16 protein-coding genes are annotated in these 16,036 nt (G+C 61.5%); 2 read left to right on the top strand and 14 right to left on the bottom strand.

Annotated features, from left to right (window positions below):
• Window positions 1–855, bottom strand: coding sequence for a putative selenate ABC transporter substrate-binding protein (locus HU763_RS04310; protein WP_186686315.1), 855 nt, complete (start codon window positions 853–855; stop codon window positions 1–3).
• Window positions 856–981: 126 nt separating this feature from the next.
• Between HU763_RS04310 and selD the strand changes: the two genes are divergently transcribed.
• Window positions 982–2,016: a selenide, water dikinase SelD gene (gene selD / locus HU763_RS04305; RefSeq protein WP_186686317.1), complete on the top strand. Its 1,035-nt coding sequence runs from the start codon at window positions 982–984 to the stop codon at window positions 2,014–2,016.
• Entirely contained in the window at window positions 2,016–3,128 is a 1,113-nt protein-coding gene (gene mnmH / locus HU763_RS04300) for a tRNA 2-selenouridine(34) synthase MnmH (protein WP_186686319.1), read from the top strand. Before selD ends, mnmH begins: the two co-directional genes overlap by 1 nt.
• 167 nt (window positions 3,129–3,295) lie before the next feature.
• Here mnmH and HU763_RS04295 read toward each other — a convergent pair whose 3' ends face one another.
• The 13 genes from HU763_RS04295 to hmpA all read right to left on the bottom strand — a co-directional run bounded on the left by HU763_RS04295 (window position 3,296) and on the right by hmpA (window position 15,955).
• The gene (locus tag HU763_RS04295; protein ID WP_186686321.1) at window positions 3,296–3,682 is read right to left on the bottom strand and encodes a lysozyme inhibitor LprI family protein; all 387 of its coding nucleotides are present in this window, start codon (window positions 3,680–3,682) and stop codon (window positions 3,296–3,298) included.
• A gap of 20 nt (window positions 3,683–3,702) precedes the next feature.
• Window positions 3,703–4,242 (bottom strand): hypothetical protein, encoded by a 540-nt coding sequence (locus HU763_RS04290; RefSeq protein ID WP_170028319.1) that lies wholly within the window; start codon window positions 4,240–4,242, stop codon window positions 3,703–3,705.
• A gap of 84 nt (window positions 4,243–4,326) precedes the next feature.
• Window positions 4,327–4,890, bottom strand: coding sequence for a GNAT family N-acetyltransferase (locus HU763_RS04285; protein ID WP_170028318.1), 564 nt, complete (start codon window positions 4,888–4,890; stop codon window positions 4,327–4,329).
• 88 nt (window positions 4,891–4,978) lie between these two features.
• Window positions 4,979–5,362 (bottom strand): YkgJ family cysteine cluster protein, encoded by a 384-nt coding sequence (locus HU763_RS04280; RefSeq protein ID WP_170028317.1) that lies wholly within the window; start codon window positions 5,360–5,362, stop codon window positions 4,979–4,981.
• Window positions 5,363–5,521: 159 nt separating this feature from the next.
• A complete protein-coding gene (locus tag HU763_RS04275) occupies window positions 5,522–6,649 on the bottom strand; it encodes a hypothetical protein (protein WP_186686322.1) in 1,128 nt (375 codons plus the stop codon).
• Window positions 6,650–6,846: 197 nt separating this feature from the next.
• Window positions 6,847–8,055 (bottom strand): alanine transaminase, encoded by a 1,209-nt coding sequence (gene alaC, locus HU763_RS04270; protein WP_186686323.1) that lies wholly within the window; start codon window positions 8,053–8,055, stop codon window positions 6,847–6,849.
• 337 nt (window positions 8,056–8,392) lie between these two features.
• The gene (cyoE, locus tag HU763_RS04265; RefSeq protein WP_170028315.1) at window positions 8,393–9,280 is read right to left on the bottom strand and encodes a heme o synthase; all 888 of its coding nucleotides are present in this window, start codon (window positions 9,278–9,280) and stop codon (window positions 8,393–8,395) included.
• 11 nt (window positions 9,281–9,291) lie between these two features.
• Complete coding sequence (gene cyoD, locus HU763_RS04260) at window positions 9,292–9,624, bottom strand: cytochrome o ubiquinol oxidase subunit IV (RefSeq protein ID WP_003259128.1); 333 nt, start codon at window positions 9,622–9,624, stop codon at window positions 9,292–9,294.
• Window positions 9,624–10,247 (bottom strand): cytochrome o ubiquinol oxidase subunit III, encoded by a 624-nt coding sequence (gene cyoC / locus HU763_RS04255; protein ID WP_170028314.1) that lies wholly within the window; start codon window positions 10,245–10,247, stop codon window positions 9,624–9,626. Before cyoC ends, cyoD begins: the two co-directional genes overlap by 1 nt.
• A gap of 3 nt (window positions 10,248–10,250) precedes the next feature.
• Window positions 10,251–12,269, bottom strand: a complete 2,019-nt coding sequence (gene cyoB, locus HU763_RS04250; RefSeq protein WP_063911280.1) for a cytochrome o ubiquinol oxidase subunit I — start codon at window positions 12,267–12,269, stop codon at window positions 10,251–10,253.
• 3 nt (window positions 12,270–12,272) lie between these two features.
• Entirely contained in the window at window positions 12,273–13,217 is a 945-nt protein-coding gene (cyoA, locus tag HU763_RS04245) for a ubiquinol oxidase subunit II (RefSeq protein WP_015268993.1), read from the bottom strand.
• A 558-nt stretch (window positions 13,218–13,775) separates the two neighbouring features.
• Entirely contained in the window at window positions 13,776–14,282 is a 507-nt protein-coding gene (locus tag HU763_RS04240; protein WP_170028313.1) for a disulfide bond formation protein B, read from the bottom strand.
• A gap of 494 nt (window positions 14,283–14,776) precedes the next feature.
• Window positions 14,777–15,955 (bottom strand): NO-inducible flavohemoprotein, encoded by a 1,179-nt coding sequence (gene hmpA / locus HU763_RS04235; protein WP_186686324.1) that lies wholly within the window; start codon window positions 15,953–15,955, stop codon window positions 14,777–14,779.
• Window positions 15,956–16,036: the final 81 nt, after the last annotated feature.

Here is a 16,036-nt window from a genome sequence, read left to right as displayed (position 1 = left end):
TCACTTGAGCAGGCCGGCCTCGCGTGCAGCCTGCTCGGTGCCCACGTAATTCTCGGGCTTGGTCTCGATGAAGCGGCTGGCCGCTTGCAGGTCGAGAATGGCCTTGTGCTCCGGGTTGGCCGGGTCGAGGTCGAGGAACGCCTTCTGGATCTTTTCCTTCAGCGCCGGGTCCATGTTGCCGCGCACGGTCCAGTTGTAGTCGTAGTAGGTCGGGGTGGTGGCGAACACCTTCACCTTGGCGGTATCGACCTTGCCGGCATCGACCAGCTTCTGCCAGACACTGGCGTTGAGCACGCCGCCATCGACCTTGCCGGCTTGCACCCAGGCCACGGTGGCATCGTGGGCACCGGAATAGGCCACTCGGCTGAAGTAGTCTTCAGGCTTGATATTGTCCTGCTTGAGCATGAAGTAACGCGGCATCAGGCTGCCCGAGGTGGACGAGATGGAACCGAAGGCAAACGACTTGCCCTTGAGGTCGGCCAGGCTCTTCACATCGGGGTTGGCGGTAATGAACTTGGAGGTGAACTGCGCATCCTGCTCACGCTGCACCAGCGGCGTGGCGGTCGGGTCCTTCAGGTGGACCTGAACGAAGGTGAAACCGCCCAGCCAGGCCAGGTCCAGGCGACCGGAAGCCAGCGACTCGACCACTGCCGGGTAGTCGGCGACCGGCACGAACTTGACTTCCATGCCCAGTTGCCTGGCCAGGTATTCGCCCAACGGCTTGAACTTGCGCTGCAGTTCGGTCGGTGCTTCGTCGGGAATGGCGCTGACCCGCAGGGTTTCAGCAGCCTGGGCGACTACGGCACAGCAGGACAGCACGAGGCCGGCGGCGAGCGCCAGGGGGCGTTTGAGCATGGGTGTTCTCCGGTTCAATAGCGGGGAAAGGCCGACCGTCAGGCCGACCACGGGAATTATAAGAGGCGCGGGCGCAAAGGCCAGCTTTGCTACAATCGCGCAATAATTTGACCTGCCGAGGTACACATGAGCGAGCCGATTCGCCTGACCCAGTACAGCCATGGTGCCGGCTGTGGCTGCAAGATCTCCCCCAAGGTGCTGGATGTGATCCTCGCCGAAAGCGGCGCCCAGGCCCTGGATCCGAAACTGTGGGTCGGCAACGCCTCGCGTGACGACGCGGCCGTGTATGCGCTGGACGACGAGCGTGGTGTGGTTTCGACCACCGACTTCTTCATGCCGATCGTCGATGACCCCTACGACTTCGGCCGCATCGCCGCCACCAACGCCATTAGCGACATCTATGCCATGGGCGGCGACCCGTTGATGGCCATCGCCATCCTCGGTTGGCCAGTAAATGTGCTGCCGCCGGAAGTGGCCCGCGAAGTGATCCGCGGTGGCCGTGCGGTGTGCGCCGAAGCCGGCATCCCGCTGGCTGGAGGCCACTCCATCGACGCCCCCGAACCGATCTTCGGCCTTGCTGTCACCGGCGTGGTGAACAAGCGCCACCTCAAGCGCAACGACACCGCCAGCGCAGGTTGCCGCCTGTACCTGACCAAGCCGCTGGGCATCGGCATCCTCACCACCGCCGAGAAAAAGGCCAAGCTGCGCCCACAGGACCAGGGCCTGGCCCGTGACTGGATGTGCACCCTCAATACCCCCGGCAGCCGCTTCGGCAAGCTCGACGGGGTCAAGGCGATGACCGACGTCACCGGCTTTGGCCTGCTCGGCCACCTGGTGGAACTGGCCGAAGGCAGTGGCCTCACCGCGCACCTGGAGTACGCCGCTGTGCCACGGCTGCCGAGTGTCGAACACTACCTGGCCGAGGGCTGCATCCCCGGTGGCACCCTGCGCAACTTCGACAGCTACGGGCACAAGATCGGCGCCCTCACTGACGACCAGAAGCACCTGCTGTGCGACCCGCAAACCAGCGGCGGCCTGCTGGTGGCGGTCACCCCGGACGGGGAAGCCGAGTTCCTCGCCGAAGCCGCCGGGCTGGGCCTGCAATTGGCAGCGATCGGCCAGTTGGTCGAGCGACAGAGCCACGCGGTCGAGGTGATCTGATGCGCCCCGACTGCACCGACTTCCGCCAGCTGTTCCTCGATGACGTGCCGATGATGGACATGCGCGCCCCCATCGAATTTGCCAAGGGCGCCTTCCCCGGCGCCGTCAACCTGCCGCTGATGACCGATCAGGAACGGCAGAAGGTCGGTACCTGCTACAAGCAGCAGGGCCAGGCCGCCGCCATCGCCCTCGGCCACCAGCTGGTCAGTGGCGCCAGCAAACAGGCCCGCCTGGAAGCCTGGGCGGCATTTGCCCAGGCTCACCCGGAGGGTTACCTGTATTGCTTCCGTGGTGGCTTGCGCTCGCAGATCGTGCAGGGCTGGCTGCGTGATGAAGCGGGTATCCATTACCCGCGGATCAAAGGTGGCTACAAGGCCATGCGTACCTTCCTGCTGGAAACCACTCAGCAGGCAGTGGAGCAATGTGATTTCGTGCTGGTTGGCGGCCTGACCGGCACCGGCAAGACCGACGTGCTGCACCAGCTGGACAACGTGCTCGACCTGGAAGGCCACGCCAACCATCGCGGCTCCAGCTTCGGCAAGCGCGCCACCGCACAGCCGGCGCAGATCGACTTCGAGAACCAGCTGGCCATCGATGTACTGAAGAAACGTGCCCGCGGCATCGAGCAGTTCGTATTGGAAGACGAAGGCCGCATTGTCGGCAGCTGCACGGTGCCACTGGAGCTATACCAGGGTATGCAGCAGTACCCACTGGTGTGGCTGGAAGACACGTTCGCCAACCGGGTGGAGCGCATCCTGCGCGATTATGTGATCAACCTGAGCGCCGAGTTCGTCAGCGTGCATGGCGAAGAGGACGGCCGCCGGCTGTTCGCCGAGCGTCTGCTGCAGAGCATGGCCAACATCTACAAGCGCTTGGGCGGCGAACGCTATCAGCGCCTGTCGGACATCCTCCGCCTGGCCCTAGAGGAACAGCAGCGCAGCGGTGCGGTGGACTTGCATCGAGGCTGGATCGAAGGCTTGCTGAACGAGTACTACGACCCGATGTACGCCTACCAGCGCGCAGCCAAGGCAGAGCGTATCGAGTTTGCCGGGGATGCCGTGGAAGTACGCGAGTACCTCAAGGCCCGGGCACTACGCGCACCGCGCAGCTAAAGCTGCTGCCAAGGGCACGGCAATACCTGTAGGAGCGGCCTTGTGTCGCGAAAGGGCTGCGCAGCGGCCCCGGCCGTTTTCGCCATGTTGAACCGGGGGGCCGCTTTGCGGCCCTTTCGCGACACAAGGCCGCTCCTACAACGGGGCCAGTCATCCCGGACACGACCTCATTGCCCGGGGCTGAGCACTCGTTCCAGCTCCGCCGCCCGGTCGCGGGTCATGTCCATCAAACAGGACCCACCTTCCAGTACCGCCATGGTTCCACCACTGGCCTGCACATGGAACTGGCAATTGCCATCGCGGTAAGCCAGCCACGTACGCTGCACATCCCGCAGGCGCTTCTGCTGCCCGGCATCGAGCTTGCCCATCAGTTGCTTGTACACCCGGTTCAGGCGCTGGTCCTGCACCTGCGTTTCGGCCTTGATGCATTCACTCATGGCCACGGTACTGGACGCCTTGTCCATGCACTGCCCGTAGGCGGCCGTGTAGTCATCGGCCATTGCCGATGACAGCGAGCAGGCCAATGCCAGGCCGGTCAGGTAATGCTTGATCATGCAAACTCTCCTTGTGGATTTCAAAGCGTCTGCGGCTGCTCCTGCGGCATCAGCACCCTGCCCGGCTCAAAGCGCAACGTCGGCATCTGCGTCGCGGCATAGAACGCCACACCCAGCGCCGCAACCAGCACCACGTCCAGCCAGCTCCAACCCGGCATATCGGCGGCACTGCGCGCCTTCCAGCAACACCAGGCCTGTCCCAGGCAGAACACCATCATCGCCGCCAGCCACAGGTAGAACCCGGCCCCAAAGCCGGTACGCTCATGAAACGCGTAGCTCTGGTTGTCCGGCAAGCGGTCAATTCCGAAACTGCTGGCAGCCAGGTACAGCGCCACCAGGCCGGCCAGGAGTGCCAGCCGGCGGAACCGCCGATGCGCCAGGACGGCCAGCGCCAGCAACGGGTTGGCGAACCACTGATACATCCCGAAAGGCAGGCCCCATGGCCCATACAACAGCATCTGCAAGGCCGGCATGTGACGGTCGCCACTCATCAGCGCGCCATCGAAGAACAGTGCGAGCAGGTACAGCAGCAAGCTGGCGCTCAGGTAGAAAACGGGCAAGGGGCATACCTGGGGAAAGGAACAGGCTGTGACCATAACCCAGCCCCTGCCCCGCTTCCAAACCTTCGATGGGATGGCATGCGGTCAGGCAACCGGCGGCTCCAGCAGCAGGCCATAGATACCGGAGTCGGACAGTTCGCCAGCCACACACCAGCGCGCACGCAGGGTACCTTCTAGCACGAAGCCCTGGCGTTCGAGGGTACGTGCCGAGCCTTGGTTGCGTGGGTCGATCTCGCCCTCCAGGCGGCGCATGTGCAGGGTGTGGGCGAGGTAGTCGATGAAGCAGGTCAGCGCCTCGTCCATGTAGCCTCGGCCCTGCATGGCGCTGGCCAGGCAATAACCGATCTCGCCACGGCGAGAGACATCGTCGATGTTGAACAGCTGGACCATGCCGATCAGTTCACCGTTGTCGCGCCGGTACATGCCCAGCTTGAGCTGGTCACCGTTGGCATAGGCTTCACGATCGGCGGCCAGGGCGCTTTCGGCTTCGGCCAGGTCTTGCCAGGGGGCATGGTGCCAATAGCGCATGACCTCGGGGTCGGCCATGATTGCCAGCCACTGTGCTGCATCGGCATGGCGCATGGGGCGCAATTGCAGGCGCGGGCTGTCAAGGCAGAGGTCACTGGGGAAACTGCGGGGTGGGGTCACGCCGGATCTCCTGTCCATGGCTGGGGAAATGACAGTTTAACGTCAAGCGCACGGTTCAGGCATCCGGGTGGCCCGCGCAGGCTGGCGCTCAGGCCACCTCAGCGCCGTCATCCGGCCAATGCGGCTCATTGGCCCCTGGCGGCGTCAGCGGTGGCAGCCCATATGCCGCCCGCGCATCGTCACAGCTGGGGTTGTGTACCCCACCCACCCACGACGCCTCGAACTCGCGGCAGGGGCTGGAGCGGTTGGCGTAGATGGTGCACGCCACTTGCTGGCCAATCTCGCCCTGCAGGCTGATGCAGCGGCATGGCTTGGCGTCGGTGCCGATCATGGCGACACGGGTGGGGTTGATCTGTACCACCAGGTCATCCGGTACCAGGCCGCCGGATGACTGGCATTCGCCCCAGAAGAAGGACACACGGAAGTACCCGCAGCAGGCGCCGCAGTCAAGGCAAGGGTTATATTCGGACATGATGGCACGGAGGGAAGGTTGTTGTTATCGGGGCTGGCCCGCGGCGCCATTTTCAATCCAAGCCGGGGCTGCTGGATAGGGGGGCAATGCAAAAATATTTGCCGCTGATCCGGCGGCCGGCCGAGGGCGGCCAACACCTGCGCCGACCGCCCGTTTCCATTAGCAGATAGCCTTGTACGTCGAGGCATCCGCGCGCTGCAGAGCAAGCCCGGCGTTTGGCTCATAATGGCTGCCTTGCACCTTGCTGAAGTAGGTACGTGCTTCACCACAGTGCACCAGGCGGTCGTCCTTTTCACCCTCGGTGAGGACGGTGTAGGACTCGCTACGCATGGCCTGATATTGGCTATCTGCTGTCGCCATCGCCTGGTGATGCTTCATCAGCTGGCTGTCGTCCAGCGTCAAGCGCTTGTCGAGCTGCACACCCCAGCGGGTCAGGCAAACCTCGGCGAAATGACGCACGATCAGCCCCGGCTCCACCAGCACCTTGCCGGCACCGGCGCCATCCGCCGAGGCGTTGCCGACCAGCGTGGCGTGGCGGCCTGGCATGGGGTAAACGCATATCCGCGTCCCGCTCGCTACCGAAGGGATCACACAGGCAAACCCTTTGGAACGCTCATCCCGCGAGTAGAAGCCCACGTACTCTTTGACGTTCTCCGCCAGCGTCACACGCTCGGTCTGCACGTTGCCAACGCCTGGCACCGGGTCGATGGCAAAGATGTTCACGGGTATGTGGCGCAACACCGGGTCCTGGGCCATGGCATTGGCCAGCATGTGGCAGCTGATCCCTCCCCGGCTCCAGCCGATCAGGTTGACCTGGGCCGGAATGCGCGGCTTGCGGAAGATGCCGATAATGCGCTCTTGCAATTGCTGGGGTGTCGGATGGCGGTGACCATAGTAATGGGTACGCCAGAACCAGGAGGCAGTGGAAGAAGGGTCCGGAACCGGTACGCCGGCGTCTTTCAGGCGCTGGTATTCTTGCTCGCTCAGTTCGGTACGCTGCCAGCTGCTTTCGCCTTTTATCACCTGCAACACATGCCTGACGTTCTCTTCCCAGCCACGCCCGAACAGCTGGCCGGTCCAGTTGAAATAGCCACCGGGCTCGACGAACAGGTTGTCATCCTGCAGGTTGCCGCTGCCTGGGCCATCCACGGCGATCCAATGGGCGAACTCGCGGCCTAGATCGTTGCTGGCCAGGGTTGATACCAGCTCGCCGTTCCAGAAATTGGGGTTGGCGTGGTCGAAGCGGTGGGAGCCGGTGCCGCAGAAGTAGGCGGTGAATACACTCATTTGTGGGTCTCTGTGGTGAGAAATGAGTGCGCAAGGTAGGGCGATGAACAATGAGAACGCAGGCGGAAGGCAGCTCCCTTTACCTCTTGGTATCGGGGGCTGCTTCACAGCCCATCGCCGGTTTCCCACAGGGGTATCACAGGCCCCAGGGATTGAGCATACCTGTGAGGCGATGGGCGCAAAGCGGCACCAATGGCTTACTTGCGGGTCAGACCATCGGCCCGAAACATCTGCCGGATCCCGCGAATCGCCTGGCGAATGCGGTCCTGGTTCTCGATCAGGGCAAAGCGTACGTGGTCATCACCGTAGTCACCAAAGCCGATCCCCGGCGACACGCACACCTTGGCCTCGGCCAGCAGCTTCTTGGAAAACTCCAGCGAACCCAGGTGCACATACTCCGGCGGAATCTTCGCCCACACATACATCGAGGCCTTGGGGTTCTCGACCATCCAGCCCAGTTCGTGCAGCCCTTTCACCAGCAAGTTGCGGCGCTGGCGGTACTGCTCGGCAATGTCGCGAACGCACTGTTGGTCACCTTCCAGCGCAGCGATGGCGGCTACCTGCAGCGGGGTGAAGGTGCCGTAGTCGTGGTAGCTCTTGATCCGCGCCAGGGCGCTGACCAACTCGGGGTTGCCAACCATGAAGCCGATGCGCCAGCCGGCCATGTTGTAGCTCTTGGACAGGGTAAAGAACTCCACGGCGATATCCTTGGCCCCCGGCACCTGCATGATCGACGGCGCTTTCCAGCCGTCGTAGACGATGTCGGCATACGCCAGGTCATGCACCACCAGAACCCCATACTGCTTGGCCAGGGCCACCACGCGCTCGAAGAAATCCAGCTCCACGCACTGCGCGGTAGGGTTGGACGGGAAGCCAAGGATCATCATCTTCGGCTTGGGGATCGACTCGCGTATGGCCCGCTCCAGCTCGTTGAAGAAGTCCACCCCCGGCACCAGCGGCACCGAACGCACCTGGGCACCGGCGATCACTGCACCGTAGATATGGATCGGGTAGCTGGGGTTGGGCACCAGCACCGTATCGCCCTGGTCGAGTGTGGCCAGCATCAGGTGCGCCAGGCCTTCCTTCGAACCAATGGTGACGATGGCTTCGCTTTCCGGGTCGATATCGACCTCGTAGCGTTCCTTGTACCAGTTGGAGATGGCCCGGCGCAGGCGCGGAATACCGCGAGAGGTGGAATAGCCGTGGGTGTCTTCACGCTGGGCGACCTGCACCAGCTTTTCGACGATGTGAGGCGGAGTGGCGCCATCGGGGTTGCCCATGCTCAGGTCGATGATGTCCTCGCCACGGCGGCGGGCAGCCATCTTGAGCTCGGCGGTGATGTTGAAGACGTAAGGGGGGAGACGATCGATGCGCGCAAAGCGGCGCGGCGAACCTGGGTTGGCCATGGCTTCCTCTGAGTACGTAAGCGCCCGGAACCGTCCGAGCGACGTTGGCCGATATGGCGGCCTGGATCAGAAGATAGTGCCGAAACAGGAATTTTGTAAAGGGTAATTTCCTGTTTTCATAGAATTTTTCAGATGTATTTTTTGAAAATCTGAACTTTATGTTTTCAGGACGGGCCTCTTCGCGGGCTCGCCCGCCCCCCCCCACAGATACGGCGCAGTCTCAGGGCCGAGAGTAACCCTGTGGGAGCGGGCGAGCCCGCGAAGGGGCCGGCACAGGAAAACGCACATAAAAAAACCCCGGCACATGGCCGGGGTTTTCGTGAAACAGGCAGCAGTCTCAGCGCGCGTAGGTCATCAGCACGTCCGCAGCGGTCTGGCTGTCCACACCCATCATCACGCTGAGCGCAGTGACGGTGAGGATGGAGAAGCCGAACACCTTGCGTGCCCATTTGCTGTCGTCCTCGGCCTTGTAGCCTCCCCAGGCCATGTACAGCCAGTACAGGCCCATGGCAGCAGCCACGGCCAGGTAGCCGAGGCCGGCGTAACCGCCGAGGGTAAGCATCAGGGTGGCGAGCACGAAGGCCAGCACGTACAGCACGATCTGCTTCTTCGCCGCGAGGACACCGCGCGCCACCGGCAGGACCGGAATGTTGGCAGCGCTGTAGTCCTTGAAGCGGAAGATCGCGATGGCAAAGCTGTGCGGCATCTGCCACAGGCTGAACATCACCAGCAGGGTGACCGCAGCCAGGTCGAAGCTGTTGCTCACGGCGCAGTAGCCGATCACCGGAGGCATGGCACCGGACAGGCTGCCAACCAGGGTGCCGTGCACCGATTTACGCTTCAGCCACAGGCTGTAGAAACCGACGTAGACGATGAAGCCGATCAGCGCGCAGAACGCCGACAGCGGGTTGGCCTGGACATACAGCAGGCTGAAACCCGCCACCCCGAGCAGGGTGGCGTAGATCAGCGCGAGGGGCAGCGGCATGCCGCCCTGAACCATGACGCGGTTCTTGGTGCGTTCCATCTTCTGGTCGATGTCGCGGTCGATGCAGTTGTTGAACACGCAACCGGACGCGACTACCAGCGAAGTACCCACTACCACCGCCAGGAACAGGGCGAAATCCACATGGCCCTTCGCGGCAAGGAAGAAACCGCCTGCCACGGAAAGCACGTTACCGAAAATGATCCCCGGTTTGGTGATTTGGATAAAGTGCTTAACGGACATGCAGTCTTACCTCACTTGGCCAACATTTCGAAGTGGATGCTGAACATGATCCACAGCGACAGGCCGACCAGCAGCGCGATCACCAAGGTGGTGAACAGGAACGTCGAAACGTTGTTGCGTTGCTCTTTCGAGCGGTCCATGTGCAGGAAGTACACGAGGTGTACGACTACCTGGATCACGGCCATGGCAACAATGATCAGAACGGTCAGGTTCTTCGGCAGGCTTGGCGACATGGCCAGGCCGAACGGGATCGCAGTCAGGATGATCGACAGGATGAAGCCGATCATGTACGACTTGACGCTGCCGTGGTTACCTTCGTGATGAGTGTCGTGTGCGTTAGCCATTACAGAACTCCCAACAGGTAGACGACGGTGAATACGCAGATCCAGACCACGTCCAGGAAGTGCCAGAACAGGCTCAGGCAGCTCATGCGGGTCTTGGCGGTCGGCGTGATGCCGTGCTTGTTGATCTGGTACATCATGATTGCCATCCAGATCAGGCCGGCGGTCACGTGCAGGCCGTGGGTACCTACCAGGGCGAAGAAGCCCGACAGGAAGCCACTGCGGTTCGGGCCGAAGCCTTCGCCGATCAGGTGATGGAATTCATAGATTTCCATCGCGATGAAGCCTGCACCGAACAGGAAGGTCACAGCCAACCAGCCCAGTACGCCAGCTTTCTTGCCATCGAACATCTTCAGCATGGCGAAGCCGAAGGTGATCGAGGACAGCAGCAGGAACAGCGTTTCAACAGCTACGAAATCGAGCTGGAAGATGTCATGACCCGACGGGCCGCCGGCAAAACTGCCGGACAGCACCGCGTAGGTGGCGAAGAGCGACGCAAACAGGATGCAGTCGGTCATCAGGTACAGCCAGAAACCCAGTACGGTCATCTGGCCCGAGTCGTGGTGGTGGTCGTCATGCCCATGGTCGTGACCATGAGCAGCACCGTGCATTACTTGACTGGACATTGATTACACCCGCTCAAACGATTCGACACGTGCGCCGGCAGGCAGAGCACCTGCTTTGGCCAACGCTTTCATGCGCTCGCCTTCGATGCGCGCCACTTCTTCGGCCGGAACCATGTAGCCCTGGTCGTCACGCGCAGCGTGGCGAACGAAGACAGCGATGGTTGCAACCAGGCTCGCGCCAACCAGCCACCAGATGTGCCAGATGAAGGCGAAGCCGAAGACGGTCAGGAACAGGCCCATGAACAAACCGGTGGAGGTGTTGCTCGGCATGTGGATCGCTTCGTACTTGGCCGCTGGCTTGTAGGCAACACCGGCTTCCTTGGCTTCGTGCCAGGCGTCCAGGCCAACCTTCTCAGGCATGTGGGCGAAGTTGTAGAACGGAGGTGGCGACGAAGTCGACCATTCCAGGGTACGGCCGCCCCATGGGTCGCCGGTCACGTCCAGGTTCTGGTTGCGGTCGCGAACCGATACGTACAGCTGGATCAGCTGGCAGGCGATACCGAACAGGATCAGCACGGCGCCGACGACGGCTACGTACAGGTAGGGTTCCCACAGCGGGTTGTCGGAGTGGTTCAGACGACGGGTCATGCCCATGAAGCCCAGGGCGTACAGCGGCATGAACGCTACGTAGAAGCCCGAGATCCAGAACCAGAAGGCAGCTTTGCCCCACTTCTCGTTCAGGGTGAAACCGAAGGCTTTCGGGAACCAGTAGGCGAAGCCGGCGATGTAGCCGAATACCGCACCACCGATGATCACGTTGTGGAAGTGAGCAATTACGAACAGGCTGTTGTGCAGGACGAAGTCAGCACCCGGAACAGCCAGCAGAACGCCAGTCATGCCACCGATGGAGAAGGTGATCATGAAGCCCAGGGTCCACATGATCGGCGCGGTGAAGCGCAGACGGCCCTGGTAGATGGTGAACAGCCAGTTGAACAGCTTCACACCGGTCGGAATGGAGATCAGCATCGTCGCCAGGCCGAAGAAGGTGTTGACGCTGGCGCCGGCACCCATGGTGAAGAAGTGGTGCAGCCATACAGCGAAGCCCAGCACGGCGATCGCGCCCGATGCATAGATCATCGAGTGGTGGCCGAACAGACGCTTGCCGGAGAAGGTCGAGGTGACTTCCGAGAACACACCGAAGGCCGGCAGGATCAGGATGTAAACCTCAGGGTGACCCCACGCCCAGAACAGGTTGACGTACATCATCGGGTTCCCACCAAGCTCGTTGGTGAAGATGTGGAAGTCCAGATAACGGTCAACAGTCAGCAGAGCGAGTGCAGCGGTCAGGATCGGGAAGGAAGCCACGATCAGCACGTTGGCCCAGGTGCAGGTCCAGGTGAAGATCGGCATGTCCATCAGCTTCATGCCAGGTGCGCGCATCTTCATCACGGTGACGAGGAAGTTCACACCGGTAAGCGTCGTACCCAGGCCTGATAGCTGTAGCGCCCAGATGTAGTAGTCGACACCCACCCCAGGGCTGTACTGAATGCCCGCGAGCGGCGGATAGGCAACCCAGCCGGTCTTGGCGAATTCACCAACGCCCAGCGAGATGTTGACCAGCAGCACGCCTGCCAGCAGCAGGTAGAAGCTCAGCGAGTTGAGGAACGGGAAGGCAACGTCACGTGCACCGATCTGCAGCGGAACCGCCAGGTTCATCAGGCCGGTGAAGAACGGCATCGCCATGAAGATGATCATGATCACACCGTGCGCGGTGAAGATCTGGTCATAGTGTTCAGGCGGCAGGTAGCCTTCGGAGCCACCGGTAGCGGCAGCCAGCTGGGTACGCATCATGATGGCGTCGGCAAAGCCGCGCAGCAGCATGACCATCGCGACGATGATGTACATCACCCCGATCTTCTTGTGGTCGACAGTCGTCAACCACTCGGTCCACAAGTAGGTCCACTTGCGGAAGTAGGTGATAGCACCGACGACAGCGATACCACCGAGCGCGATCATGGCAAGTGTCACCATGACTATCGGCTCGTGATAGGGTATCGCCTCCAGGCTTAGTTTACCGAACATCTCTTACTCCTCTGCACCGGCAGCTGGTTGCATACTCGATTCCACACCCTTGGTAGTGGCCAGATCTTTGCTGCCTGCTTCTTCGTGGCTCGGACGACCGCGGTTCATGCCTTCGTACTTGTCGACGATCAGCTGGAACTGGTCAGGCGAAGCCTCGCTGTACAGCGCGACCGGGTTGTTTTCGCTTGGTTTGGCCAAGGCGTCGTATTCGGCCTTGTCCAGCTTCTTCGGCGACTGCTTGACCTCGGCGACCCACTTGTCGAAGTCTTCCTGGGAGGTGGCAGTAGCCTTGAATTTCATGCCGGTGAAGCCAGCACCGCTATAGTTGGCGCTGATACCGTCGAACTCGCCGTTTTCGTTGGCGATCAGGTGCAGCTTGGTGGTCATGCCGGCCATGGCGTAGATCTGGCCGCCCAGGCCCGGGATGAAGAACGAGTTCATCACGGCGTCGGAAGTGACGCGGAAGTTGACCGGGGTGTTAGCCGGGAAGACGATCTTGTTGACCGTGGCAATGCCCTGCTCCGGGTAGATGAACAGCCATTTCCAGTCCAGCGCGACCACGTCGATCTGCACCGGCTTCACATCGGAATCCAGTGGGCGATACGGGTCCAGCTTGTGCGTGGAGTGGTAGGTGAAGTAGCCCAGGGCGATGATGATAAGGATCGGGATGATCCACACCGCGGCTTCGATCTTGGTCGAGTGCGACCAGTCGGGGGTGTAGGTGGCGGCCTTGTTGGAAGCACGGTACTTCCAGGCGAAAACCACGGTCATGATGATGACCGGAATCACCACCAGCAGCATCAGGCCGGTAGCGATGAGGATCAGGTTCTTTTGCTCAATGCCGACCTGGCCCTTCGGGTCGAGCAGGGTCCAGTTGCACCCACTGAGTAAAAGCATGCCTAAAAAGGGCAATATGCCAAACAGTCTGGGGTAACGCTTTTTACTCATCTCACGACCTCTAGATCAGCTTGCTTCAATGCAATTTGTGTTTTGGTAGCCAACACTTCGTCCTGCCAAGTGCGGCATTTCGCGCCCGTACTCGCTCCTGCCCGGGTCCGACTGCAGGACCTTGGCGTCAAGCGGGTTAGCGGTGCTTATGGTTTCGTAGGCAACAGGCCTGTACTTCAGACCAAGTCCATTTGGTGCGGGAAAACGCGGAGGGGGGTCCGCCCGGTATCGCCGTTGGGCGAAACTTGACGAAGTCAGCAAAAAGGAGCGCTGGGGCTTCCTTCAATCCTGCGACTCGCAAGCAGTGCCGAACGGAAATTGGGGGCGATTGTAGATAGGTCGCCAACCCTTGACTATGACTTATTGAGCAACAGTCTTTTACAGAATCCGCAACAATACTGCTCGAAAATTCAACTTCGCGACAGTTTGTCGCACCCCGCTTGCTAGCCCCCAAAGCCGCATTCTGCAAGGCCTACGGGTTGATCTGGATCAAGCGGGGAGCAACTTTTCACTCTTCTCATGGGGTGCAAAAGACCCCATGCCATTCGGTACTTTTGTCTAAGCCTGGCGTCGGTTGCGGTAGATCCCGAGCGGAACCAGCACGGCCGTCAGGACAAACGCCAGCAACGCCCACTGCGCCAGGGACAGGCCGAGGATCGGCGGATACGGCGTGCTGCAGAAACCATCGACCTGGAACACCAGCGGCCATAGCTTGGCCAGCGGCAGATCGTCCACGATTGGCTGCAGGGTATCGATGCCACAACTGACCATGGGGTTGGCGAGTATATACACATGGTTGCCGGCCGCAACGATTCCGCCAATGGCGCTGAGCACTACCAGTGCCTCGAAGAAGGTCAGGCTGCGGCGCCCGGGCATCGCAGCCGCGATGAAGGCGAACAGGGCAATGAACAGCAGCGCATAACGCTGCAGGATGCACAGAGGGCACGGCGCCTCGCCGAGCACGATCTGCATGTACAGGGCGCCGCCGATCAGCGAAATGCAGATCAGGCCCAACAGCACCAGAAAGCGCCGTTCCCGATTCAGGCGCGATGTTTGTTCGTTCATTGCCGATTCCTTCGATGGATAGTGGCAGCGTGGTCCGCCTGCCTGGGCGCAAGTCTACACGCTGGGCAGGGCCTGTGAGCATGCCGAGGAAGCAGCGTGATAGCGCGGCGCAGGGCTATCCAGCGTGGCTGAGACCGGCCGCGACGACGTCGGTTCAACGTCGGGCAGCAAAAAGCGGCTGCCCAGGTGCCGCGCAGGGCCAAGCCCCTCGACACCCGGGAGTGAAGGATACCGTGATTAAAGGAGAATTAACGATGAAAACTACACGAAGGTTTTAATCGTTCCTTATATATAGGCACAAGGTGGCTGGCCCAGCCGCTGGCAAGCCAGCCCCCAGGCGGCGAATGCTGTCGACCGTTTCGTTCTCGATTACCCACGGGCGGGAGCAATGCTGCAAGGGAGCTGGCTTGCCAGCGGCTGGGATGACGAGTTTCGCAAGCCCGTACCGGACCTTTCGCAGGTAAACCCGCGAAGAGGCCGATACCGGCGCTACATCACTCCAGCGCCGCCGCCGGCCCGAAGAACTCGTAGCGGCTCTGCTGCTCCGGCACGCCCAGGCCTTTCAGCTGGCGCTTGACCGCCGCCATGAAGCCCTTCGGCCCGAGGAAGTACGCATCCACATCGCGCTCCTGCGGCAGCCACTCGGCCAGCAGGTCTTCACTCAGCAAGCCCACCGCATCGGCTGCAGCAGCACCTTCCGGCTCGGCATAGCAATAGAAGCGCTTGAGCTGAGGATAACGCTCGGCCAGGCCATCGACCCAGTCACGGAAGGCATGCACGGCGCCGTTACGCGCACAATGGATGAAATGCACCTCGCGCCGGGTTTGCAGGGCCGCCTGCAGCATCGCCAAGGTCGGGGTGATGCCAACGCCACCACTGATCAGCACCAGCGGCTTGTCACCTGCGGCCAGGGTGAAGTCGCCAGCCGGCGGGAACAGCTGCAGGGTATCGCCCACGGCCAACTGGTCATGCAGGTAATTGGAAACCTTGCCACCCTGCTCGCGCTTGACGCTGATGCGATATTCCTTGCCATCGCACAGGGCCGACAGGGAATAGTTGCGGCGCTGCTCGGCACCGTCGATGTCCAGCTTCAGGCCGATATACTGGCCAGGTTCGGCCTTGAGCACCGCTTTGCCATCAACCGGGGCAAAGTAGAACGAAACGATCTCGCTGCTTTCCTGCTCCCGGCGTACCAGGCGGAATTCACGGGTACCGCGCCAGCCACCTTCGGCTTCTTCCTTCTGCATGTAGAGATTTTCTTCAGCGCCGATCAGAATGTCGGCCAGTTGGCCATAGGCCGCGCCCCAGGCCTCGATGACGGCGGGGGTGGCGATGTCCTTGCCCAGCACCTCCTCGATGGCGCGCAGCAGGCAGCTGCCGACGATCGGGTAGTGCTCCGGCAGAATCTGCAAGGCGACATGCTTGTTGATGATCTGACCGACCAGGCCGCCCAGCTGCTCCAGTTGATCGATGTGGCGGGCATACATCAGCACGCCGTTGGCCAGGGCACGCGGCTGGTCACCGCTGGCCTGGTGGGCCTGGTTGAACAGCGGGCGTACCTGCGGGTACTCGCTGAGCATCATCTTGTAGAAGTGGGTGGTCAGCGCTTCGCCGCCGCTTTCCAGCAGGGGGACAGTGGCCTTGATGATTGCACGTTGTTCGGCATTGAGCATTGCGACAACTCCTGAGCCTGTGGCTTCGAATGACTGCCGCGGTTATTACAGCAATCGTGCCAACTTTTATTCCCAGCAAAA

Origin of the sequence: Pseudomonas anuradhapurensis (assembly GCF_014269225.2) — a bacterium.
GTDB classification, from domain to species: domain Bacteria; phylum Pseudomonadota; class Gammaproteobacteria; order Pseudomonadales; family Pseudomonadaceae; genus Aquipseudomonas; species Aquipseudomonas anuradhapurensis.
Note: the sequence above shows the minus strand (reverse complement) of the source record. Positions and strands in the feature narration are given on the sequence as shown.